The sequence below is a fragment of the Escherichia sp. 94.0001 genome (assembly GCF_013369155.2).
Lineage (GTDB): Bacteria > Pseudomonadota > Gammaproteobacteria > Enterobacterales > Enterobacteriaceae > Escherichia > Escherichia coli_F.
Map to the genome: position 1 here is coordinate 47,637 of NZ_JABWMS020000005.1, position 23,710 is coordinate 71,346.

Annotated in this window: 18 protein-coding genes; 15 read left to right on the forward strand and 3 right to left on the reverse strand. The window is 51.6% G+C overall.

Annotated elements, in window-relative coordinates:
• Positions 1 to 117 precede the first annotated feature (117 nt).
• Positions 118 to 645, forward strand: a complete 528-nt coding sequence (gene gntK / locus HEN33_RS04220) for a gluconokinase (protein ID WP_000108320.1) — start codon at positions 118 to 120, stop codon at positions 643 to 645.
• Positions 646 to 648: 3 nt separating this feature from the next.
• Complete coding sequence (gene gntU, locus HEN33_RS04225; RefSeq protein WP_000210111.1) at positions 649 to 1,989, forward strand: gluconate transporter; 1,341 nt, start codon at positions 649 to 651, stop codon at positions 1,987 to 1,989.
• Between the two features lie 56 nt (positions 1,990 to 2,045).
• Here gntU and yhgN read toward each other — a convergent pair whose 3' ends face one another.
• The gene (gene yhgN, locus HEN33_RS04230) at positions 2,046 to 2,639 is read right to left on the reverse strand and encodes an NAAT family transporter YhgN (protein ID WP_001002544.1); all 594 of its coding nucleotides are present in this window, start codon (positions 2,637 to 2,639) and stop codon (positions 2,046 to 2,048) included.
• A 192-nt stretch (positions 2,640 to 2,831) separates the two neighbouring features.
• On the opposite strand from yhgN, the gene asd reads away from it, so the two are divergent.
• The 9 genes from asd (at position 2,832) to HEN33_RS04275 (ending at position 16,831) form a co-directional block, all read left to right on the forward strand.
• Complete coding sequence (gene asd / locus HEN33_RS04235) at positions 2,832 to 3,935, forward strand: aspartate-semialdehyde dehydrogenase (RefSeq protein ID WP_000799956.1); 1,104 nt, start codon at positions 2,832 to 2,834, stop codon at positions 3,933 to 3,935.
• A gap of 272 nt (positions 3,936 to 4,207) precedes the next feature.
• Positions 4,208 to 6,394, forward strand: a complete 2,187-nt coding sequence (gene glgB / locus HEN33_RS04240) for a 1,4-alpha-glucan branching enzyme (protein WP_001283722.1) — start codon at positions 4,208 to 4,210, stop codon at positions 6,392 to 6,394.
• On the forward strand, positions 6,391 to 8,364 hold the full coding sequence (gene glgX / locus HEN33_RS04245; protein WP_000192514.1) for a glycogen debranching protein GlgX: 1,974 nt from the start codon (positions 6,391 to 6,393) through the stop codon (positions 8,362 to 8,364). The genes glgB and glgX overlap by 4 nt, the downstream gene beginning before the upstream one ends.
• Positions 8,365 to 8,381: 17 nt before the next feature.
• Complete coding sequence (glgC, locus tag HEN33_RS04250) at positions 8,382 to 9,677, forward strand: glucose-1-phosphate adenylyltransferase (RefSeq protein WP_000253975.1); 1,296 nt, start codon at positions 8,382 to 8,384, stop codon at positions 9,675 to 9,677.
• Entirely contained in the window at positions 9,677 to 11,110 is a 1,434-nt protein-coding gene (glgA, locus tag HEN33_RS04255; protein WP_001197646.1) for a glycogen synthase GlgA, read from the forward strand. The genes glgC and glgA overlap by 1 nt, the downstream gene beginning before the upstream one ends.
• A gap of 18 nt (positions 11,111 to 11,128) precedes the next feature.
• Complete coding sequence (glgP, locus tag HEN33_RS04260) at positions 11,129 to 13,576, forward strand: glycogen phosphorylase (protein ID WP_000993460.1); 2,448 nt, start codon at positions 11,129 to 11,131, stop codon at positions 13,574 to 13,576.
• Positions 13,577 to 13,702: 126 nt separating this feature from the next.
• Positions 13,703 to 15,211 (forward strand): PstS family phosphate ABC transporter substrate-binding protein, encoded by a 1,509-nt coding sequence (locus HEN33_RS04265; RefSeq protein ID WP_140423077.1) that lies wholly within the window; start codon positions 13,703 to 13,705, stop codon positions 15,209 to 15,211.
• 25 nt (positions 15,212 to 15,236) lie between these two features.
• Complete coding sequence (locus HEN33_RS04270) at positions 15,237 to 16,229, forward strand: PstS family phosphate ABC transporter substrate-binding protein (protein WP_176262955.1); 993 nt, start codon at positions 15,237 to 15,239, stop codon at positions 16,227 to 16,229.
• Entirely contained in the window at positions 16,229 to 16,831 is a 603-nt protein-coding gene (locus HEN33_RS04275; protein ID WP_176262954.1) for a hypothetical protein, read from the forward strand. Before HEN33_RS04270 ends, HEN33_RS04275 begins: the two co-directional genes overlap by 1 nt.
• A 212-nt stretch (positions 16,832 to 17,043) precedes the next feature.
• On the opposite strand, the gene glpD is transcribed toward HEN33_RS04275, so the two are convergent.
• Complete coding sequence (gene glpD / locus HEN33_RS04280) at positions 17,044 to 18,549, reverse strand: glycerol-3-phosphate dehydrogenase (RefSeq protein WP_088542085.1); 1,506 nt, start codon at positions 18,547 to 18,549, stop codon at positions 17,044 to 17,046.
• Positions 18,550 to 18,738: 189 nt separating this feature from the next.
• Between glpD and glpE the strand changes: the two genes are divergently transcribed.
• Genes glpE through HEN33_RS04295 form a run of 3 tightly spaced genes read left to right on the forward strand, consistent with a single transcriptional unit; the run spans position 18,739 to position 20,715 of the window.
• Positions 18,739 to 19,065 (forward strand): thiosulfate sulfurtransferase GlpE, encoded by a 327-nt coding sequence (gene glpE, locus HEN33_RS04285; RefSeq protein ID WP_000371928.1) that lies wholly within the window; start codon positions 18,739 to 18,741, stop codon positions 19,063 to 19,065.
• 44 nt (positions 19,066 to 19,109) lie between these two features.
• Positions 19,110 to 19,940, forward strand: coding sequence for a rhomboid family intramembrane serine protease GlpG (glpG, locus tag HEN33_RS04290; RefSeq protein ID WP_032185321.1), 831 nt, complete (start codon positions 19,110 to 19,112; stop codon positions 19,938 to 19,940).
• Between the two features lie 16 nt (positions 19,941 to 19,956).
• Positions 19,957 to 20,715 (forward strand): DeoR/GlpR family transcriptional regulator, encoded by a 759-nt coding sequence (locus HEN33_RS04295; protein WP_000815098.1) that lies wholly within the window; start codon positions 19,957 to 19,959, stop codon positions 20,713 to 20,715.
• On the opposite strand, the gene rtcR is transcribed toward HEN33_RS04295, so the two are convergent.
• A complete protein-coding gene (rtcR, locus tag HEN33_RS04300) occupies positions 20,697 to 22,295 on the reverse strand; it encodes a DNA-binding transcriptional regulator RtcR (protein ID WP_176262953.1) in 1,599 nt (532 codons plus the stop codon). The two genes, HEN33_RS04295 and rtcR, sit on opposite strands and share 19 nt — an antisense overlap.
• Positions 22,296 to 22,483: 188 nt before the next feature.
• Here rtcR and rtcB point away from each other — a divergent pair, with 188 nt between their 5' ends.
• Positions 22,484 to 23,710 (forward strand): RNA-splicing ligase RtcB, encoded by a 1,227-nt coding sequence (gene rtcB / locus HEN33_RS04305; RefSeq protein ID WP_176262952.1) that lies wholly within the window; start codon positions 22,484 to 22,486, stop codon positions 23,708 to 23,710.

Below are 23,710 nucleotides of genomic sequence, written 5' to 3' on the forward strand. Positions count from 1 at the left end.
ACACTTATACACTTAAGGCACGGATGGATATTGCTTCTGTTTTTGTCCGGCTGGACAATGTTACCGATAACAGTTACCCGTAACATTTTCTGATTCTTGTATTGTGGGGGCACCACTTTGAGCACGACTAACCATGATCACCACATTTACGTCTTGATGGGCGTATCGGGCAGCGGCAAATCTGCAGTCGCCAGTGAAGTGGCGCATCAACTTCATGCCGCGTTTCTTGATGGCGATTTCCTCCATCCGCGCTGCAATATCGAAAAAATGGCGTCTGGCGAACCGCTAAATGACGACGATCGCAAACCGTGGTTACAGGCGCTTAACGACGCCGCGTTTGCCATGCAGCGCACCAATAAAGTGTCGCTGATCGTCTGTTCTGCACTGAAAAAGCACTATCGCGACCTGCTGCGTGAAGGTAATCCGAATCTCTCTTTCATCTACCTGAAAGGCGATTTTGATGTAATTGAAAGCCGTCTGAAAGCGCGCAAAGGCCATTTCTTTAAAACCCAAATGCTGGTGACGCAGTTTGAAACGCTGCAGGAGCCGGGTGCGGACGAAACCGATGTACTGGTGGTGGATATCGATCAACCGCTGGAAGGTGTTGTGGCAAGCACCATTGAGGTTATTAAAAAAGGCAAATAAGTAGTGACTACATTAACGCTTGTTTTAACAGCAGTAGGGTCTGTTTTACTGCTGCTGTTTTTAGTCATGAAGGCGCGTATGCACGCTTTCCTGGCTTTGATGGTGGTGTCTATGGGGGCTGGCCTTTTTTCCGGTATGCCGCTCGATAAAATCGCAGCGACGATGGAAAAAGGGATGGGAGGCACCCTCGGCTTCCTGGCGGTAGTTGTCGCTCTGGGAGCCATGTTTGGCAAGATCTTACATGAAACCGGCGCAGTCGATCAGATTGCCGTCAAAATGCTCAAATCCTTCGGTCACAGTCGTGCGCATTATGCCATTGGCCTTGCGGGGCTGGTTTGTGCGCTACCGCTGTTCTTTGAAGTGGCGATTGTTCTGCTGATTAGCGTTGCTTTCTCAATGGCGCGCCACACCGGTACGAACCTGGTGAAACTGGTAATCCCATTATTCGCAGGCGTGGCGGCAGCGGCGGCGTTCCTGGTGCCGGGGCCTGCGCCAATGCTATTGGCATCGCAGATGAATGCTGACTTTGGCTGGATGATCCTGATTGGCCTGTGTGCGGCAATCCCGGGAATGATTATTGCCGGGCCGCTGTGGGGTAATTTCATCAGCCGCTATGTGGAGCTGCATATTCCTGACGATATCAGCGAACCGCATCTCGGCGAAGGCAAAATGCCGTCCTTCGGATTCAGCCTGTCGCTGATCCTGCTGCCGCTGGTGCTGGTGGGGCTGAAAACCATTGCCGCACGTTTTGTGCCGGAAGGCTCTACCGCTTACGAATGGTTCGAGTTTATCGGTCATCCGTTTACCGCAATTCTGGTCGCTTGCCTGGTAGCAATTTACGGCCTGGCGATGCGTCAGGGTATGCCGAAAGACAAAGTGATGGAGATTTGCGGTCACGCGCTGCAACCGGCGGGGATTATTCTGCTGGTGATTGGTGCAGGCGGCGTGTTCAAACAGGTGCTGGTTGACTCTGGCGTAGGTCCGGCGCTGGGCGAAGCGTTAACCGGCATGGGCCTGCCGATTGCCATCACCTGCTTCGTGCTGGCAGCTGCAGTGCGCATCATTCAGGGTTCTGCCACCGTTGCCTGTTTAACGGCGGTAGGGCTGGTGATGCCGGTTATTGAACAGCTGAACTACTCCGGTGCGCAAATGGCGGCGCTGTCAATTTGTATCGCCGGTGGTTCGATTGTTGTCAGCCACGTTAACGACGCCGGTTTCTGGTTGTTCGGTAAATTTACCGGCGCGACCGAAGCCGAAACGCTGAAAACCTGGACCATGATGGAAACCATCCTCGGCACCGTTGGTGCCATCGTCGGGATGATTGCGTTCCAGCTGTTGAGTTAAGTTTGTTCGCCCGGTAGTTGTGACGCTACCGGGCTCTTTTCGAAAAACTCTCCTCGTTACCCCTTCATCCACATTCGAATGCCGTCGAGGAACATCTGAGTTGCCATCATCACCAGAATCAATCCCATCAGGCGTTCAAGTGCATTCACCCCTTTCTCGCCCAGCAGACGTAAAAATAGCGAAGACTGTAGCAGGATGACAAAGGTGCCGCCCCAGGCCAGCAGCAGGGCAATCACCAGATGCCCCATCTGATTCGGGTACTGATGAGACAGCAACATCAGCGTGGCGAGAATAGTCGGCCCGGCGACTAACGGTATTGCCAACGGCACGATAAACGGCTCTTCACCTGCCGGAAGCCCGCTGCTATTTCCTGAAGCACTGGGGAAAATCATCTTAATGGCGATCAGAAACAGAATGATGCCGCCAGAAATGGAGACGGTTTCTGCCCGCAGGCTAAGAAATGCCAGAATTTTCTCACCCGCAAACAGGAACACCAGCATCACCAGGAGAGCAATAAGCAACTCTCGCACCATGATTGCCCGCCGTCTTTTCGGTTCAGTATGTTTCAGTACGGACATGAAAATAGGTAGGTTTCCGAGCGGATCCATAATCAGGATCAATAAAACTGCTGCAGAAATGATTTCATTCATAACTCAAATTCCCTGATAATTGCCGCGGACTTTCTGCGTGCTAACAAAGCAGGATAAGTCGCATTACTGATGGCTTCGCTATCATTGATTAATTTCACTTGCGACTTTGGCTGCTTTTTGTATGGTGAAAGATGTGCCACGAGGAGACCGGCACATTTATACAGCACACATCTTTGCAGGAAAAAAACGCTTATGAAAAATGTTGGTTTTATCGGCTGGCGCGGTATGGTCGGCTCCGTTCTCATGCAACGCATGGTTGAAGAGCGCGACTTCGACGCCATTCGCCCTGTCTTCTTTTCTACTTCTCAGCTTGGCCAGGCTGCGCCGTCTTTTGGCGGAACCACTGGCACACTTCAGGATGCCTTTGATCTGGAGGCGCTAAAGGCCCTCGATATCATTGTGACCTGTCAGGGCGGCGATTATACCAACGAAATCTATCCAAAGCTTCGTGAAAGCGGATGGCAAGGTTACTGGATTGACGCAGCATCATCTCTGCGCATGAAAGATGACGCCATCATCATTCTTGACCCCGTCAATCAGGACGTCATTACCGACGGATTAAATAATGGCATCAGGACTTTTGTTGGCGGTAACTGTACCGTAAGCCTGATGTTGATGTCGTTGGGTGGTTTATTCGCCAATGATCTTGTTGATTGGGTGTCCGTTGCAACCTACCAGGCCGCTTCCGGCGGTGGTGCGCGACATATGCGTGAGTTATTAACCCAGATGGGCCATCTGTATGGCCATGTGGCAGATGAACTCGCGACCCCGTCCTCTGCTATTCTCGATATCGAACGCAAAGTCACAACCTTAACCCGTAGCGGTGAGCTGCCGGTGGATAACTTTGGCGTGCCGCTGGCGGGTAGCCTGATTCCGTGGATCGACAAACAGCTCGATAACGGTCAGAGCCGCGAAGAGTGGAAAGGGCAGGCGGAAACCAACAAGATCCTCAACACATCTTCCGTAATTCCGGTAGATGGTTTATGTGTGCGTGTCGGGGCATTGCGCTGCCACAGCCAGGCATTCACTATTAAATTGAAAAAAGATGTGTCTATTCCGACCGTGGAAGAACTGCTGGCTGCGCACAATCCGTGGGCGAAAGTCGTTCCGAACGATCGGGAAATCACTATGCGTGAGCTAACCCCAGCTGCCGTTACCGGCACGCTGACCACGCCGGTAGGCCGTCTGCGTAAGCTGAATATGGGGCCGGAGTTCCTGTCAGCCTTTACCGTGGGCGACCAGCTGCTGTGGGGGGCCGCGGAGCCGCTGCGTCGGATGCTTCGTCAACTGGCGTAATCTTTATTCATTAAATCTGGGGCGCGATGCCGCCCCTGTTAGTGCGTAATACAGGAGTAAGCGCAGATGTTTCATGATTTACCGGGAGTTAAATAGAGCATTGGCTATTCTTTAAGGGTGGCGGAATACAAGAGTATTTACAGCCTTACCTGAAGTGAGGACGACGCAGAGAGGATGCACAGAGTGCTGCGCCGTTCAGGTCAAAAAAATGTCACAACCAGAAGTCAAAAATTCAGTTGGATGGGGTGACACAATAAAACAGGAAGACAAGCATGTCCGATCGTATCGATAGAGACGTGATTAACGCGCTAATTGCAGGCCATTTTGCGGATCCTTTTTCTGTACTGGGAATGCATAAAACCACCGCGGGACTGGAAGTCCGTGCCCTTTTACCCGACGCTACCGATGTGTGGGTGATTGAACCGAAAACCGGGCGCAAACTCGCAAAACTGGAGTGTCTCGACTCACGTGGATTCTTTAGCGGCGTCATTCCGCGGCGTAAGAATTTTTTCCGCTATCAGTTGGCTGTTGTCTGGCATGGTCAGCAAAACCTGATTGATGATCCTTACCGTTTTGGTCCGCTAATCCAGGAAATGGATGCCTGGCTATTATCTGAAGGTACGCATCTGCGCCCATATGAAACCTTAGGCGCGCATGCAGATACTATGGATGGCGTCACGGGTACGCGTTTTTCTGTCTGGGCTCCAAACGCCCGCCGGGTCTCGGTAGTCGGTCAATTCAACTACTGGGACGGTCGCCGTCACCCGATGCGCCTGCGTAAAGAGAGCGGCATCTGGGAACTGTTTATCCCTGGGGCGCATAACGGTCAGCTCTATAAATACGAGATGATTGATGCCAATGGCAACTTGCGTCTGAAGTCCGACCCTTATGCTTTCGAAGCGCAAATGCGCCCGGAAACCGCGTCTCTTATTTGCGGGCTGCCGGAAAAGGTAGTGCAGACTGAAGAGCGCAAAAAGGCGAATCAGTTTGATGCGCCAATCTCTATTTATGAAGTTCACCTGGGCTCCTGGCGTCGCCACACCGACAACAATTTCTGGTTGAGCTACCGCGAGCTGGCCGATCAACTGGTGCCTTATGCTAAATGGATGGGCTTTACCCACCTCGAACTGCTGCCCATTAACGAGCATCCGTTCGATGGCAGTTGGGGTTATCAGCCAACCGGCCTGTATGCACCGACCCGCCGTTTTGGTACCCGCGACGACTTCCGTTATTTCATTGATGCCGCACACGCAGCTGGTCTGAACGTGATTCTCGACTGGGTACCAGGCCACTTCCCGACCGATGACTTTGCGCTTGCCGAATTTGATGGCACGAACTTGTATGAACACAGCGATCCGCGCGAAGGCTATCATCAGGACTGGAATACGCTGATCTACAACTATGGTCGCCGTGAAGTCAGTAACTTCCTTGTCGGTAATGCGCTTTACTGGATCGAACGTTTTGGTATTGATGCGCTGCGCGTCGATGCTGTGGCATCAATGATTTATCGTGACTACAGCCGTAAAGAGGGGGAGTGGATCCCGAACGAATTTGGCGGGCGCGAGAATCTTGAAGCGATTGAATTCTTGCGTAATACCAACCGTATTCTTGGTGAGCAGGTTTCCGGTGCGGTGACAATGGCGGAGGAGTCTACCGATTTCCCTGGCGTTTCTCGTCCGCAGGACATGGGCGGTCTGGGCTTCTGGTACAAGTGGAACCTAGGCTGGATGCATGACACCCTGGACTACATGAAGCTCGACCCGATTTATCGTCAGTATCATCACGGTAAGCTCACCTTTGGGATGCTCTATAACTACACTGAAAACTTCGTCCTGCCGTTGTCGCATGATGAAGTGGTCCACGGTAAAAAATCGATTCTCGACCGGATGCCGGGCGACGCATGGCAGAAATTCGCTAACTTGCGCGCCTACTATGGCTGGATGTGGGCATTCCCTGGCAAGAAACTGCTGTTCATGGGGAACGAATTTGCCCAGGGCCGCGAGTGGAACCATGACGCCAGCCTCGACTGGCATCTGCTGGAAGGCGGCGATAACTGGCACCACGGTGTCCAGCGTCTGGTGCGCGATCTGAACCTCACCTACCGCCACCATAAAGCGATGCATGAACTGGATTTTGACCCGTACGGTTTTGAATGGCTGGTGGTGGATGACAAAGAACGCTCGGTGCTGATCTTTGTGCGTCGCGATAAAGAGGGTAACGAAATCATCGTTGCCAGTAACTTTACTCCGGTGCCGCGTCATGATTATCGCTTCGGCATTAACCAGCCGGGTAAATGGCGTGAGATCCTCAATACCGATTCCATGCACTATCACGGCAGTAATGCAGGCAATGGCGGCACGGTACACAGCGATGAGATTGCCAGCCATGGTCGTCAGCATTCACTGAGCCTGACGCTACCACCGCTGGCCACTATCTGGCTGGTTCGGGAGGCAGAATGACACAACTCGCCATTGGCAAACCCGCACCCCTCGGCGCGCATTACGACGGTCAGGGCGTCAACTTCACACTTTTCTCCGCTCATGCCGAGCGGGTAGAACTGTGTATCTTTGACGCCAATGGCCAGGAACATCGCTATGACTTGCCAGGGCACAGTGGCGACATTTGGCACGGTTATCTGCCGGATGCGCGCCCGGGTTTGCGTTATGGTTATCGCGTTCATGGCCCCTGGCGACCCGCCGAGGGACATCGCTTTAACCCGGCGAAGTTGTTGATTGATCCTTGCGCGCGGCAAATTGACGGGGAGTTTAAAGATAACCCGCTGCTGCACGCAGGTCATAATGAACCTGACTATCGCGACAACGCCGCCATTGCGCCGAAATGTGTAGTGGTGGTTGATCACTATGACTGGGAGGATGATGCCCCGCCGCGCACGCCGTGGGGCAGCACTATCATTTATGAAGCCCATGTCAAAGGATTAACGTATCTGCACCCGGAGATCCCGGTCGATATCCGCGGCACTTATAAAGCCCTGGGGCATCCGGTGATGATCAACTATTTGAAACAGTTGGGCATTACTGCGCTGGAGTTGCTGCCGGTGGCACAATTTGCCAGCGAACCACGCCTGCAACGTATGGGGTTAAGTAACTACTGGGGCTATAACCCGGTAGCGATGTTTGCGCTGCATCCGGCGTATGCCTGCTCGCCAGAAACGGCGCTGAATGAGTTTCGCGATGCAATCAAAGCACTGCATAAAGCGGGTATCGAAGTCATTCTTGATATCGTGCTTAACCATAGTGCGGAACTGGACCTCGACGGTCCGTTATTCTCTCTGCGTGGGATCGACAACCGTAGCTATTATTGGATAAGAGAAGACGGTGATTATCACAATTGGACAGGCTGTGGCAACACGCTCAATTTGAGTCATCCGGCGGTGGTGGATTATGCCAGCGCCTGCCTGCGTTATTGGGTAGAAACCTGCCACGTCGATGGTTTCCGTTTTGATCTGGCGGCAGTCATGGGCCGTACGCCTGAGTTCCGTCAGGATGCTCCGTTGTTTACCGCAATTCAGAACTGCCCGGTGCTCTCGCAGGTGAAGTTAATTGCCGAACCGTGGGATATTGCGCCTGGTGGTTATCAGGTGGGAAATTTCCCGCCACTGTTTGCTGAGTGGAACGATCATTTCCGTGATGCTGCCCGTCGTTTCTGGCTGCATTATGATTTGCCTCTGGGGGCGTTTGCCGGGCGTTTTGCTGCCTCCAGCGATGTTTTTAAACGTAATGGTCGTCTGCCGAGTGCTGCGATTAATCTCGTCACCGCGCATGACGGTTTTACGCTTCGCGACTGCGTTTGCTTCAACCATAAACACAATGAAGCAAACGGAGAAGAAAATCGCGACGGGACCAACAACAATTACAGTAACAATCATGGTAAAGAAGGATTAGGCGGTACTCTTGACCTGGTTGAACGGCGGCGCGACAGCATTCACGCCCTGTTAACAACGTTGTTGCTCTCCCAGGGTACGCCGATGTTACTGGCCGGTGACGAACATGGTCATAGCCAGCATGGCAATAACAATGCCTACTGTCAGGATAATCAATTAACCTGGTTGGACTGGTCGCAGGCAAGCAGTGGTTTAACCGCATTTACCGCCGCGTTAATCCATCTGCGCAAGCGCATTCCCGCTTTGGTGGAGAATCGCTGGTGGGAAGAAGGCGACGGCAATGTCCGTTGGCTAAATCGATATGCTCAACCTTTAAGCACGGATGAGTGGCAAAACGGGCCGAAACAGCTGCAAATTCTGCTCTCGGATCGCTTTTTGATCGCAATTAACGCCACGCTTGAGGTAACAGAGATTGTTTTACCTGCTGGGGAGTGGCACGCCATTCCCCCATTCGCTGGAGAGGATAACCCAGTGATTACGGCTGTCTGGCAGGGACCTGCACACGGATTGTGTGTGTTCCAGAGATGATAAAAAAGGAGTTAGTCATGGTTAGTTTAGAGAAGAACGATCACTTAATGTTGGCGCGCCAGCTGCCATTGAAATCTGTTGCCCTGATACTGGCGGGAGGACGTGGTACCCGCCTGAAGGATTTAACCAATAAGCGAGCAAAACCGGCCGTACACTTCGGCGGTAAGTTCCGCATTATCGACTTTGCACTGTCTAACTGCATCAACTCCGGGATCCGTCGTATGGGCGTGATCACCCAGTACCAGTCCCATACTCTGGTGCAGCACATTCAGCGCGGCTGGTCATTCTTCAATGAAGAAATGAACGAGTTTGTCGATCTGTTGCCAGCGCAGCAGAGAATGAAAGGGGAAAACTGGTATCGCGGCACCGCAGATGCGGTCACGCAAAACCTCGACATTATTCGCCGTTACAAAGCGGAATATGTGGTGATCCTGGCGGGCGACCATATCTACAAGCAAGACTACTCGCGTATGCTTATCGACCACGTCGAAAAAGGCGCACGTTGCACCGTCGCTTGTATGCCTGTACCGATTGAAGAAGCCTCCGCATTTGGCGTTATGGCGGTTGATGAGAACGATAAAATTATCGAATTCGTTGAAAAACCCGCTAACCCGCCGTCAATGCCGAACGATCCGAGCAAATCTCTGGCGAGCATGGGTATCTACGTCTTTGACGCCGACTATCTGTATGAACTGCTGGAAGAAGACGATCGCGATGAGAACTCCAGCCACGACTTTGGTAAAGATTTGATTCCCAAAATCACCGAAGCCGGTCTGGCCTATGCGCACCCGTTCCCGCTCTCTTGCGTACAATCCGACCCGGATGCCGAGCCGTACTGGCGCGATGTGGGTACGCTTGAAGCTTACTGGAAAGCGAACCTCGATCTGGCATCAGTGGTGCCGGAACTGGATATGTACGATCGCAATTGGCCAATTCGCACCTACAATGAATCATTACCGCCAGCGAAATTCGTGCAAGATCGCTCCGGTAGCCACGGGATGACCCTTAACTCACTGGTTTCCGGCGGTTGTGTGATCTCCGGTTCGGTGGTGGTGCAGTCCGTTCTGTTCTCGCGCGTTCGCGTGAATTCATTCTGCAACATTGATTCCGCCGTATTGTTACCGGAAGTATGGGTAGGTCGCTCGTGCCGTCTGCGCCGCTGCGTCATTGATCGTGCTTGTGTTATTCCGGAAGGCATGGTGATTGGTGAAAACGCAGAGGAAGATGCACGTCGTTTCTATCGTTCAGAAGAAGGCATCGTGCTGGTAACGCGCGAAATGCTACGGAAGTTAGGGCATAAACAGGAGCGATAATGCAGGTTTTACATGTATGTTCAGAGATGTTCCCGCTGCTTAAAACCGGCGGTCTGGCTGATGTTATTGGGGCATTACCCGCAGCACAAATCGCAGACGGCGTTGACGCTCGCGTACTGTTGCCTGCATTTCCCGATATTCGCCGTGGCGTAACCGATGCGCAGGTGGTATCTCGCCGTGATACCTTCGCTGGGCATATCACGCTGTTGTTCGGCCATTACAACGGGGTTGGCATTTACCTGATTGACGCGCCGCATCTCTATGATCGTCCGGGAAGCCCGTATCACGATACCAACTTATTTGCCTACACTGACAACGTATTGCGTTTTGCGCTGTTGGGGTGGGTTGGGGCAGAAATGGCCAGCGGGCTTGACCCATTCTGGCGCCCTGATGTGGTGCATGCGCACGACTGGCATGCGGGCCTTGCGCCTGCGTATCTGGCGGCGCGTGGGCGTCCGGCGAAGTCGGTGTTTACTGTGCACAACCTGGCCTATCAAGGCATGTTTTATGCACATCACATGAATGACATTCAATTGCCATGGTCATTCTTTAATATTCATGGGCTGGAATTCAACGGACAAATCTCTTTCCTGAAGGCTGGTCTGTACTATGCCGATCATATTACGGCGGTCAGCCCGACCTACGCTCGCGAGATCACCGAACCGCAGTTTGCCTACGGTATGGAAGGTCTGTTGCAACAGCGTCACCGTGAAGGGCGTCTTTCCGGCGTACTAAACGGCGTGGATGAAAAAATCTGGAGTCCAGAGACGGACTTACTGTTGGCCTCGCGTTACACCCGCGATACGTTGGAAGATAAAGCGGAGAATAAGCGCCAGTTACAAATCGCAATGGGGCTTAAGGTTGACGATAAAGTGCCGCTTTTTGCAGTGGTGAGCCGTCTGACCAGCCAGAAAGGTCTCGACCTGGTGCTGGAAGCCTTACCAGGCCTTCTGGAGCAGGGCGGACAGCTGGCGCTACTCGGCGCGGGTGATCCGGTGCTGCAGGAAGGTTTCCTTGCCGCGGCCGCGGAATATCCCGGACAAGTGGGCGTTCAGATTGGCTATCACGAAGCATTTTCGCATCGCATTATGGGCGGCGCGGACGTCATTCTGGTGCCCAGCCGTTTTGAACCGTGCGGCTTAACGCAACTTTATGGATTGAAGTACGGTACGCTGCCGTTAGTGCGGCGCACCGGTGGGCTTGCTGATACGGTTTCTGACTGTTCTCTTGAGAACCTTGCAGATGGCGTCGCCAGTGGGTTTGTCTTTGAAGATAGTAATGCCTGGTCGCTGTTACGGGCTATTCGACGTGCTTTTGTACTGTGGTCCCGTCCTTCACTGTGGCGGTTTGTGCAACGTCAGGCTATGGCAATGGATTTTAGCTGGCAGGTCGCGGCGAAGTCGTACCGTGAGCTTTACTATCGCTTGAAATAGTTTTCAGGAAACGCCTATATGAATGCTCCGTTTACATATTCATCGCCCACGCTTAGCGTAGAAGCTCTTAAGCATTCTATCGCTTACAAGCTGATGTTTACGATTGGCAAGGACCCGGTCGTCGCCAATAAACATGAATGGCTGAACGCAACATTATTTGCTGTGCGCGATCGTCTCGTGGAGCGCTGGTTACGTTCAAACCGTGCCCAGTTGTCGCAAGAAACGCGTCAGGTTTACTACCTGTCGATGGAATTTTTGATTGGCCGTACGCTTTCCAACGCCATGTTGTCGCTAGGAATTTACGAAGATGTACAGGGCGCACTGGAAGCGATGGGATTAAATCTCGAAGAGCTGATTGATGAAGAAAATGACCCGGGCCTCGGTAACGGTGGTCTGGGACGTCTGGCGGCTTGCTTCCTCGATTCTCTGGCGACGTTAGGGTTGCCGGGGCGTGGTTACGGTATCCGTTATGATTACGGTATGTTTAAGCAGAACATCGTTAACGGTAGCCAGAAAGAGTCGCCAGACTACTGGCTGGAATACGGTAACCCGTGGGAATTCAAACGCCACAACACGCGCTATAAAGTCCGTTTTGGTGGTCGCATTCAGCAGGAAGGTAAAAAAACGCGCTGGATCGAAACCGAAGAGATTCTGGGAGTGGCTTACGATCAGATTATCCCAGGTTACGACACCGACGCGACCAACACGCTGCGTTTGTGGAGTGCGCAAGCCAGTAGCGAAATTAACCTCGGTAAATTCAACCAGGGTGACTACTTCGCGGCAGTGGAAGATAAAAACCACTCCGAAAACGTATCCCGCGTACTGTATCCGGACGACTCCACCTACTCCGGGCGTGAACTGCGTCTGCGTCAGGAATATTTCCTGGTTTCTTCGACCATCCAGGACATTTTAAGTCGCCATTATCAGTTGCATAAAACCTACGATAACCTGGCGGATAAAATCGCGATTCACCTCAACGACACCCACCCGGTGTTGTCGATTCCTGAGATGATGCGTCTGCTGATTGATGAGCATCAATTTAGCTGGGACGACGCATTTGAAGTGTGTTGTCAGGTCTTCTCCTACACCAACCACACGCTAATGAGCGAGGCGCTGGAAACCTGGCCGGTTGATATGCTGGGTAAAATTCTGCCGCGTCACCTGCAGATCATCTTTGAAATTAACGACTATTTCCTGAAAACCTTACAGGAACAGTATCCGAACGATACCGACCTGCTGGGACGGGCGTCGATCATTGATGAATCCAACGGTCGTCGCGTGCGTATGGCCTGGCTGGCGGTTGTGGTGAGCCACAAGGTTAACGGTGTATCAGAATTACACTCTAACCTGATGGTGCAGTCGCTATTTGCTGATTTTGCGAAAATCTTCCCGGGACGTTTTACCAATGTCACCAATGGTGTGACCCCGCGTCGCTGGTTAGCGGTAGCGAACCCATCGCTTTCAGCCGTTCTGGACGAACACCTGGGCCGTAACTGGCGCACCGACCTTAGTTTGCTGAGTGAGCTGCAACAGCACTGTGATTTTCCGATGGTCAACCATGCAGTGCATCAGGCGAAGCTGGAGAACAAAAAGCGTCTGGCGGAGTATATCGCCCAGCAGCTGAATGTGGTGGTAAATCCGAAAGCGCTGTTCGATGTGCAAATCAAACGTATTCACGAATACAAACGTCAATTGATGAATGTGTTGCACGTGATCACCCGCTATAACCGCATCAAGGCCGACCCGGATGCGAAGTGGGTACCGCGCGTGAATATTTTTGGCGGTAAGGCGGCTTCAGCCTATTACATGGCGAAGCACATTATCCATTTGATCAATGACGTAGCGAAAGTGATCAACAACGATCCGCAGATTGGCGACAAGCTGAAAGTGGTGTTCATCCCGAACTACAGCGTTAGCCTGGCACAGTTGATCATTCCGGCGGCCGATCTATCTGAACAGATTTCTCTGGCAGGGACGGAAGCTTCCGGCACCAGTAATATGAAGTTTGCACTTAACGGCGCGCTGACTATCGGTACGCTGGACGGTGCGAACGTCGAGATGCTGGATCATGTCGGTGCTGACAATATCTTTATCTTTGGTAACACTGCGGAAGAAGTGGAAGAACTGCGTCGTCAGGGCTACAAACCGCGTGAATACTACGAGAAAGATGAGGAGCTGCATCAGGTGCTGACGCAAATCGGCAGCGGTGTATTCAGTCCGGAAGATCCGGGACGCTATCGCGATCTGGTTGATTCGCTGATCAACTTCGGCGATCACTACCAGGTACTGGCGGATTATCGCAGCTATGTCGATTGTCAGGATAAAGTCGACGAACTTTACGAGCTTCAGGAAGAGTGGACCGCAAAAGCGATGCTGAACATTGCCAATATGGGCTACTTCTCTTCTGATCGTACAATCAAAGAGTACGCTGATCATATCTGGCATATTGATCCAGTGAGATTGTAAGTTCACTAAAAAATAGAACGGGGCCAAATCGGTCCCGTTTTTTTTCGCCTTTATTTCGGAGAAGTGTCCAGAGGGGCAAGGGGACTCGGGGGAGTATAATTTCGCCATTCAGAAAGAATGGAAAGAATAATGCAAAACAGAAAATGGATTTTGACCTCGCTGATAATGACTTTTTTCGGCATCCCCATACTGGCGCAATTTTTGGCAGCGGTTATTGCCATGCTGGGGGCCGGGCTTGCCGCTATTCTTGAGGCTTGCAATTTACTCTTTACGCCAACAATTTATCTTCTACTCAACGTCTTTATGCTGACGCTGGGGGCGATAATCCTATTTTTCTCTGGTCGCGTGTGGGCCGGTGATAGCGCACCAGAAAACAGAGAAATAGCCGTCTGGCGGCAATGCTTTTTTCTTTTACCTGCACTGTTAACTCTGGTTGGCTGGATAATCACGCTACATCTGGCAGATTATCAATTTCGCCAGCTGGGAGCGGGTTGGTTGGCAGATCTGATTCTCCCCTGGCTGGGCGTATTGTTAGTCTCATTAGTCGGAGGTGAGTTCTGGTGGATAGTCATTATACCCGTTGGTGCGCATATCAGTTTTTCGCTGGGGTATGGCTGGCCAACCAGACATCCTTTAACCGGCACGTACGGGTTACGTTGCCGTAATTCCCTCCTGTTTATCCTTCTCATGCTGGTTTTTGTCGCTGGTTATCAGGCTTATTTATATAAACAGCTTAATCCCGGCGTCGGTGTGCGTGAAAATATTGATACCTGGGCCTGGCGACCCGATAAACTCAATAATCAACTGACGCCACTGCGTGGTAAACCGCAAATTCAGTTTACACAAAACTGGCCGCGACTCGATGGTGCTACGGCGGCGTACCCAATTTATGCTTCTGCCTTTTATGCGTTGAGCGTTATACCGGAAGATTTCCACACCTGGGAATATCTGGAGAACTCTCGTACCCCCGATGCATATAACAGGATTGTTAAAGGTGATGCCGATATTATTTTTGTGGCGCAACCTTCCGGTGGGCAGAAAAAACGCGCAGAGGAATCGGGCGTCACTTTGAACTACACTCCTTTCGCCCGTGAAGCATTCGTTTTCATCGTCAATGCGGATAACCCGGTTAATTCCCTGACTGACCAACAGGTGCGTGACATCTTCAGTGGCGCAATTACCAACTGGCGTACTGTTGGCGGTAACGATCAGGAGATCCAGACCTGGCAACGCCCGGAAGACTCTGGCAGCCAGACAGTGATGCAATCGCAGGTCATGAAAAATGTCCGCATGATCTCGCCGCAGGAAACCGAAGTGGCAAGCATGATGGAGGGAATGATTAAAGTTGTTGCCGAATACCGTAATACAAACAACTCAATAGGCTACACCTTCCGCTATTACGCAACACAAATGAATGCCGATAAAAATATAAAACTGCTAGCTATTAACGGTATTGCACCGACTGCGGAAAATATTCGTAACGGCAAATATCCGTATATCGTCGATGCCTTTATGGTAACGCGGGAAAATACTACGTCAGAAACACAAAAACTGGTCGAATGGTTTTTAACGCCGCAGGGGCAGAGTCTGGTGGAAGATGTGGGTTATGTGCCGCTGTATCCAACAATGAAATAACGCTCGAGAGAAAGGAATCAGCGCAATGAATAAATTCACCGGTGTTTTACTATTAGGTACGGCGTTACTGGCGGGATGTGTCGACCGGGAAGGGTACTATAACAGCGTCAGGGAAGAAGAGAGTCATGGACTGACGTCTCTGCGGGGGCAACCTGAATTACGTTACAACGATGATTGGTCAAGATGGCCGAGAGTGTACGGCGCTACAGCCTTATACCCGCTGTATGCTTCCGCGTATTATGAATTAGTACCCGAGCCAAAAGATAAGGATCGAACCTCGCTGGCCTGGCAGGCGTATGGTTTGCAACAAACCCGAACAGCTGAAGCCTACGATAGTCTGATCAAGGGTACCGCGACGGTTATTTTTGTTGCACAACCGTCGGAAGGACAGAAAAAACGTGCAGAAGAAGCAGGCGTTAAACTGAAATATACCGCGTTTGCCCGCGAAGCCTTTGTCTTTATCGTTGATATCAAAAACCCGGTTAATTCACTTAGCGAACAGCAAGTCAAAGACATTTTTAGCGGTAAAGTGAGTCGCTGGAATAAAGTGGGCGGCGGTGACGAAAGTATAAAAGTCTGGCAGCGGCCAGAAGATTCTGGAAGCCAAACGGTTATGAAGGGACTGGTTATGCAAGATACTCCAATGCTGCCAGCCAAAAAATCCACTGTTATCGATCTTATGGGCGGTTTAATTACCGAAGTCGCCGACTACCAAAACACACCATCTTCTATTGGATACACCTTCCACTATTACGTCACACGTATGAACGACAATATGCTCAAAATGCGCAAACAGATCAAACTGCTGGCTATAAATGGCGTTGCACCTACAGAGGAAAATATCCGTAACGGCACTTATCCGTACATAATTGATGCTTATATGGTGACGCACGAAAACCCTACGCTGGAAACGCAGAAATTCGTCGACTGGTTTTTAAGCCCGCAGGGACAGCAATTGGTAGAGGATGTGGGCTATGTGCCGATTCATGACGCATCATCCGAATCATCAGTGCAATAATGATGAATAAAATCAGACTTTATATTCCTCCGTTAATTCTTGGTTTTGTTATTGTGCCGTTGTTGGTGTGGCCGACGCTGGTTGCGCTGGCTGCTTCTGTTATCACGCTGAGTTTTCTGGGAGAGATACTGTTCTCTATCCCGCTCATGATCAGGCGTATTTCACTTCTGCAATTACAACTATGGTTATCGGCTGAATATGCGCTTTTCTGCTGTGCAATGGTGGGCGTTGGTTGGCAATTTGCTCGTATAACTCAATCTGAATCGAAAAGCAGACTGCATTGTTGGCTGGTATTTGCACCAGTTTATTTCTGGTTGCTCCTGTGGAATATCATTTTCTATGTCGCGCCAGCGAATATTGCGTTGCTGGAGAATATGCGCAGTTTCTTTCTGACAGTTGTCTGGCTCCCACTGAATTTTTCGCCATTTTGGTCTCAACCGTGGATTGACTTTGTCGGTCCAATAAGCGCACAGCTTGGTTTTGCGTTGGGATATTATTGCCAGTGGCGTAGCAAAAATAGAAGCCAGATACGGAAGTGGAGTGAGTGGGGAACGTGCCTGAGTTTTGTTACGTTGGGTATGATGGCGTGGGCTTTGCGGTAATTCCCTGACTCAAAAAGTAGGTCAGATTGTTGACAAAGTGCGCTTTGTTCATGCCAGATGCGACGTGAACGTCTTATTGGCCTACAAGACCATGCAAATTCAATATATTGCATAAGCCACGTAGGCCTGATAAGCGTAGCGCATCAGGCAGTTTTTTGTTTATCATCAGTCTCAGGTCAGATTGAAATCTGACCTGGCCACATTACGTTAATTTACGACGCCAGCGACAACCTCTGCTGCGTATATTCCCCTAGCCACTGACTCACACGGGATTGTTGCTGCGCATTCAGCCACATGCCTTGTTTTGTGCGACGCCACAGGGCATCGTCGGCGCGGCGGACCCATTCGTGGTCGACCAGATATTTCAGCTCTGCTTCGTAAAACTCATGCCCGAAATCCTCCCCAAGATCGCCTATCGCCCCCGCATTGCCGAGCAGCAGCTCGCTGTTGCTGCCGTAAGTGCGCGCGTAGTGACGTGCCAGCGATTCAGTCAGGAACGGGTAACGGCGGCGCAGGCGGGCGGCATAATCGTCGCGATCGCCTTCAATGGCACCACCCGGCAGCACGCTCTCTTTCGTCCACGCCGGGCCAATGCCCTGATAATACGGCGTCAGTTTTTCCAGCGCGTGTTCCGCCAGTTTGCGGTAGGTGGTCAGCTTACCGCCGAATACCGATAACAGCGGAGCTTTGCCGTTTTCATCATGGATATCAAGGGTGTAATCACGGGTAATGGCCTGCGGCGAATCAGATTCATCATCACACAGCGGACGCACACCGGAGTAGGTCCAGACGATATCGTCCCGGCTTAACTGCTTTTTAAAGTGCGTGTTATACACTTTCAGCAGGTAATTGATTTCACTCTCTTCAATCTTCACCGCTTTCGGATCGCCTTTATACTCCACATCGGTGGTACCGATAATGGAAAACTCGTCCATCCACGGGATCACGAACACAATACGCTTATCTTCGTTTTGCAGAATGTAGGCCTGCTTTTGGGTATGCACGCGCGGCACCACAATATGGCTGCCTTTGATCAGGCGAATGCCATAAGGCGAAGGCAGATGCATCCCGTCGTCGAAGAACTGTTTCACCCACGGGCCGGTGGCGTTCACCAGACCGCGTGCCTGCCAGCTGTATTTTTTACCGGTATCAATATCTTCTGCTTCTACAATCCACAGGCCGTTTTCGCGGCGAGCAGAAGTGGCACGAGTCCGGGTAAGCACTTCACCGCCTTTACGCACCACCATCTGGGCGTTGGCGAGTACCAGACGGGCGTCGTCTACCCAACAGTCGGAATATTCGAATCCGCGCTTAATTTCCGGTTTTAACACTGAATTTGCGCCAAAACGCAAACCGGTTGATCCCGGCAGGCTGGTGCGTTTACCCAGATGATCGTACATAAACAGACCAATGCGAATCATCCACGCCGGGCGCAGATGCGGACGATGCGGCAGGCGAAAACGCATCGGGAAGGCGATATGCGGAGCCATTTTCAGTAGCACTTCACGTTCAGCCAGCGCCTCGCTGACCAGGCGGAATTCATAGTGCTCAAGGTAGCGCAGGCCACCGTGAATGAGTTTTGAACTGGCGGAAGAGGTCGCACAAGCGAGATCCTGCGCCTCCAGCATCAGCACGGATAAACCGCGTCCAGCGGCGTCTGCCGCGATACCAGCACCATTGATGCCGCCACCTATCACAATCAGATCTTTGGTTTCCATGCTGCCCTCATTCACTTTCGTTAAAGCTCATAAATGTTCGTTATCGAACATATTAGCAAAGAATCGCGCTTTGGGTAACATTGAAAAAACATTTTAGAGTGATATGTATAACATTATGGCGTTTATCTGCCGCTTCGACGTAAACTGTGCGGTAAATTTGCCCACTTGTTTGTAAAGAAAGAGAGACGCATGGATCAGTTCGAATGTATTAACGTTGCCGACGCGCACCAGAAGTTGCAGGAAAAAGAGGCGGTGCTGGTCGATATTCGCGATCCACAGAGTTTCGCTATGGGGCATGCGGTGCAGGCTTTCCATTTAACCAACGACACGCTGGGCGCGTTTATGCGTGATAACGACTTTGACACTCCGGTGATGGTGATGTGTTACCACGGTAATAGCAGCAAAGGCGCGGCGCAGTATCTGCTGCAACAGGGCTACGATGTGGTCTATAGCATTGATGGCGGCTTTGAAGCCTGGCAACGTCAGTTTCCCGCAGAGGTGGCGTACGGCGCGTAACGCTTTATACTGTCCCCTTTTGTGTGGAATAAGCGACAGCAACGATGTTGATGATTACCTCTTTTGCTAACCCCCGCGTGGCGCAGGCGTTTGTTGATTACATGGCGACGCAGGGTGTTATCCTCACGATTCAACAACATAACCAAAGCGATGTCTGGCTGGCGGATGAGTCCCAGGCCGAACGCGTGCGGGTGGAGCTGGCGCGTTTTCTCGAAAACCCGGCAGATCCGCGTTATCTGGCGGCGAGCTGGCAGGCAGGCCATACCGGCAGTGGCCTGCATTATCGCCGTTATCCCTTCTTTGCTGCCTTGCGTGAACGCGCAGGTCCGGTGACCTGGGTGATGATGATCGCCTGCGTGGTGGTGTTTATCGCCATGCAAATTCTCGGTGATCAGGAAGTGATGTTATGGCTGGCCTGGCCATTCGATCCGACACTGAAATTTGAGTTCTGGCGTTACTTCACTCATGCATTAATGCACTTCTCGCTGATGCATATCCTCTTTAACCTGCTCTGGTGGTGGTATCTCGGCGGCGCGGTGGAAAAACGTCTCGGTAGCGGTAAGCTAATTGTCATTACTCTGATTAGCGCCCTGTTAAGCGGCTATGTGCAGCAAAAATTCAGCGGGCCGTGGTTTGGCGGGCTTTCTGGCGTGGTGTATGCACTGATGGGGTACGTCTGGCTACGCGGCGAACGCGATCCGCAAAGTGGCATTTACCTGCAACGTGGGTTAATCATCTTTGCACTGATCTGGATTGTCGCCGGATGGTTTGATTTGTTTGGGATGTCGATGGCGAACGGAGCACACATCGCCGGGTTAGCCGTGGGTTTAGCGATGGCTTTTGTTGATTCGCTTAATGCGCGAAAACGAAAATAATTCCAGGGATTTATAAATGAAACAAACACAACGTCACAACGGTATTATTGAACTGGTTAAACAGCAGGGTTATGTCAGCACCGAAGAACTGGTGGAACACTTCTCTGTCAGTCCGCAGACTATTCGTCGTGACCTCAACGAGCTGGCGGAGCAAAACCTGATCCTGCGTCACCATGGCGGCGCGGCACTGCCTTCCAGTTCGGTTAACACGCCGTGGCACGATCGTAAGGCCACCCAGACCGAAGAAAAAGAGCGTATTGCCCGCAAAGTGGCGGAGCAAATTCCTAACGGCTCGACGCTATTTATTGATATCGGCACCACGCCGGAAGCGGTGGCGCACGCGCTGCTTAATCACAGCAATTTGCGCATTGTGACCAACAATCTCAACGTCGCTAACACGCTGATGGTAAAAGAAGATTTTCGCATCATTCTTGCAGGTGGCGAATTACGCAGCCGCGATGGTGGGATCATTGGCGAAGCGACGCTCGATTTTATCTCCCAGTTCCGCCTTGATTTCGGGATTCTGGGGATCAGCGGCATCGATAGCGACGGCTCGCTGCTGGAGTTCGATTACCACGAAGTTCGCACCAAACGCGCTATTATTGAGAACTCGCGCCACGTTATGCTGGTTGTCGATCACTCGAAATTTGGCCGTAATGCGATGGTCAATATGGGCAGCATCAGCATGGTCGATGCCGTCTACACCGACGCCCCGCCACCAGCGAGCGTGATGCAGGTGCTGACAGACCATCATATTCAGCTGGAGCTGTGCTGATCCTGCACGGCTTCCCACGTCAGACCAAAACGCGCCAGGTATTTGCGTAGCCGATCCGCGTCGTTGACGCTGGCTTTGCCCTGGCGCGAAACATCAAAGAGTTCACGCCCGGCAGCGGAAAGCGATTTTGCCTGACGGCAGATAGCGATAACGTGTTCCAGTTGCAGCCGATCAAAGAGGTCGATGTTTTCCGCTTCAGCGCCCAGTAGCTGCTTAAGCGCAGAAGAGCGGCTATCCTGCCAGTTGTAGCGTAGACGGTTTATCTCATCTTCTACGGTTTCAAGGGTGATACGCCCACTATCGGCAAACGTCGCCATGCGTGTGACGCTGGCAGAAAGCTCGCGAAAGTTACCGCGCCATGTTGCCTGGGGAGATGTCGCAAAGGCCAGCCAGGCGCGCCTCGCTTCGGTGTTAAAACGTACGCTGTCGCCGGTGAGTGAGGCGTGGCGCTCCACTTCATAATCCAGGTTCGGTTCAATATCTTCCTGGCGCTGGCGTAGACCCGGCAGGGTGAAGGTCCAGAGATTGATCCGCGCGTACAGGTCTTCGCGAAATTTGCCTTCGGCAACCAGCTGACGCAAATCGCGCACCGTTCCGGCGATCAGCTGAAAATCACTGCTCACCTGGCGATCGCTACCAAACGGGTAAAAGGTTTTCTCTTCAATGGCTTTTAGCAACATTGCCTGTTCGTCTGCGCCCAGTTCGCCAATCTCATCAAGAAACAACATGCCGCCGTTGGCGCTGCGTAATAACCCTTCACGAGATTCCCGCGCCCCGGTAAACGCGCCTTTCACATGACCAAACAGCGCGGACATGGCGGTATCGCCACGCAGAGTGGCGCAGTTCACTTCCACAAACTCGCCGCTAAACTGATGCCGCGCCTGTTTTAACTCGAAGATGCGTCGTGCCAGAAATGACTTACCCGCACCGGTCGGGCCGTTAAGTAGGATCGGTGCGCGGGATTTGATCGCCACTTTTTCGATCTGCTCAATCATGCGGTTGAAGTGGGCGTTACGCGTGGCAATGCCGGATTTGAGGAAATCGAGGGTTTGCTGGCGTTCTTCGGCAAAGCGGCTGGCAATAGCGTTATAACGGCTTAAATCGAGATCGATAATCGTCACCGCACCAGGGCTGTTGGGCTGTTCTTTTTTACGCGGTGGCGAAGATTGTATTAACCTGGCGGGCAGGTAACGCGCTTCTGCCAGTAGAAACCAGCAAATTTGCGCGACGTGGGTACCGGTGGTGATGTGAATTAAATAGTCTTCTTTATCAGGTTCGAACGCGTAACCACGGGCGAAATCATGCAGGCAGGCGTAAACCTCCTCGAAATCCCACGGATTATGCAGTTCAATCTCAACGCTCACCACTTCTGTTTCTGGCGAAACATTGGCGATATCGCGTTTAAGCGTTTCAAACAGCGAGCGCGAGCGGGCGTCGTGCAACAATTCCAGTCGATTGATGACTAACGATTCTTGCTGGCATAGACAGAGTGACGGACGCCATTTCGACCAGCGCTGACTGCCGCGCCCGGCATAATCCAGTACGGTGCCGACAAAGCCAAAAGCCACTGTTTTACGCATCTTAGATATCCTTATAAAAGACGATATTTCATTATCGGTAAATTGGCTTCGTGGAAAATCTCCGTTTACGGACTGGAAGATTTTATCTATTTAAAAACAATGAATTAAAAAATTAATCTGCTTATTTAATTTTCTGGCACGACGGTTGCAATTATCTGGACAGCAAACAACGAAAAGAGAAAAACAAAATGAATTACGAATTACTGACCACTGAAAATGTCCCGGTAAAAATGTGGACCAAAGGCGTACCGGTAGAAGACGATGCGCGTCAGCAACTTATTAATACGGCGAAGATGCCGTTTATTTTCAAACATATTGCGGTAATGCCTGATGTACATCTGGGTAAAGGTTCCACCATTGGTAGCGTGATCCCAACCAAAGGAGCGATTATTCCGGCGGCGGTGGGGGTAGATATCGGTTGTGGAATGAACGCACTGCGAACTGCGTTAACGGCGGCTGACCTGCCTGAAAACCTGGCGGAGTTGCGTCAGGCGATTGAAGCTGCCGTGCCGCACGGACGTTCCAATAATCGTAGCCGTCGTGATAAAGGCGCATGGGATAATCCGCCTTTTAACGTCGATGCGAAATGGGCTGAGCTTGAAGCCGGTTATCAGTGGTTAACGCAAAAATATCCGCGTTTCCTTAATACCAATAACTATAAACACCTGGGAACACTGGGAACGGGAAACCACTTTATTGAAATCTGTCTTGATGAGTCGGACCAGGTGTGGATTATGCTGCACTCCGGTTCACGCGGAATTGGTAATGCCATCGGGACTTACTTTATCGATCTGGCGCAAAAAGAGATGCAGGAAACGCTTGAAACGTTGCCATCGCGTGACCTGGCGTACTTTATGGAAGGTACGGAATATTTTGACGATTACCTGAAAGCGGTGGTCTGGGCGCAGCTTTTTGCCAGCCTTAACCGCGATGCGATGATGGAAAACGTGGTAACGGCGTTGCAGAGCGTTACGCAGAAAACGGTAAGACAGCCACAAACGCTGGCGATGGAAGAGATCAACTGTCACCACAACTATGTGCAAAAAGAACAGCACTTTGGCGAAGAGATCTATGTGACGCGTAAAGGCGCGGTGTCTGCGCGTGCTGGTCAATATGGAATTATTCCCGGTTCGATGGGGGCGAAAAGCTTTATTGTCCGTGGGCTGGGAAATGAAGAGTCGTTCTGTTCGTGCAGCCACGGTGCGGGGCGGGTAATGAGCCGTACTAAAGCGAAAAAACTGTTCAGCGTGGAAGATCAAATTCGTGCCACCGCGCATGTGGAATGCCGTAAAGATGCCGAAGTGATCGACGAAATCCCGATGGCGTATAAAGATATCGACGCGGTGATGGCGGCACAAAGCGATCTGGTGGAAGTTATCTACACCCTGCGTCAGGTGGTGTGTGTAAAAGGATAA

Excerpts from the sequence above, each read along its gene's own strand:
- glpD (WP_088542085.1), bottom strand. The coding sequence starts at position 18,549 with ATGGAAACCAAAGATCTGATTGTGATAGGTGGCGGCATCAATGGTGCT.
- HEN33_RS04295 (WP_000815098.1), top strand. The coding sequence starts at position 19,957 with ATGAAACAAACACAACGTCACAACGGTATTATTGAACTGGTTAAACAG.
- asd (WP_000799956.1), top strand. The coding sequence starts at position 2,832 with ATGAAAAATGTTGGTTTTATCGGCTGGCGCGGTATGGTCGGCTCCGTT.
- glgX (WP_000192514.1), top strand. The coding sequence starts at position 6,391 with ATGACACAACTCGCCATTGGCAAACCCGCACCCCTCGGCGCGCATTAC.
- glgP (WP_000993460.1), top strand. The coding sequence starts at position 11,129 with ATGAATGCTCCGTTTACATATTCATCGCCCACGCTTAGCGTAGAAGCT.
- yhgN (WP_001002544.1), bottom strand. The coding sequence starts at position 2,639 with ATGAATGAAATCATTTCTGCAGCAGTTTTATTGATCCTGATTATGGAT.
- rtcR (WP_176262953.1), bottom strand. The coding sequence starts at position 22,295 with ATGCGTAAAACAGTGGCTTTTGGCTTTGTCGGCACCGTACTGGATTAT.
- glgC (WP_000253975.1), top strand. The coding sequence starts at position 8,382 with ATGGTTAGTTTAGAGAAGAACGATCACTTAATGTTGGCGCGCCAGCTG.
- glpE (WP_000371928.1), top strand. The coding sequence starts at position 18,739 with ATGGATCAGTTCGAATGTATTAACGTTGCCGACGCGCACCAGAAGTTG.
- HEN33_RS04275 (WP_176262954.1), top strand. The coding sequence starts at position 16,229 with ATGATGAATAAAATCAGACTTTATATTCCTCCGTTAATTCTTGGTTTT.
- rtcB (WP_176262952.1), top strand. The coding sequence starts at position 22,484 with ATGAATTACGAATTACTGACCACTGAAAATGTCCCGGTAAAAATGTGG.
- glgB (WP_001283722.1), top strand. The coding sequence starts at position 4,208 with ATGTCCGATCGTATCGATAGAGACGTGATTAACGCGCTAATTGCAGGC.
- glpG (WP_032185321.1), top strand. The coding sequence starts at position 19,110 with ATGTTGATGATTACCTCTTTTGCTAACCCCCGCGTGGCGCAGGCGTTT.
- HEN33_RS04270 (WP_176262955.1), top strand. The coding sequence starts at position 15,237 with ATGAATAAATTCACCGGTGTTTTACTATTAGGTACGGCGTTACTGGCG.
- glgA (WP_001197646.1), top strand. The coding sequence starts at position 9,677 with ATGCAGGTTTTACATGTATGTTCAGAGATGTTCCCGCTGCTTAAAACC.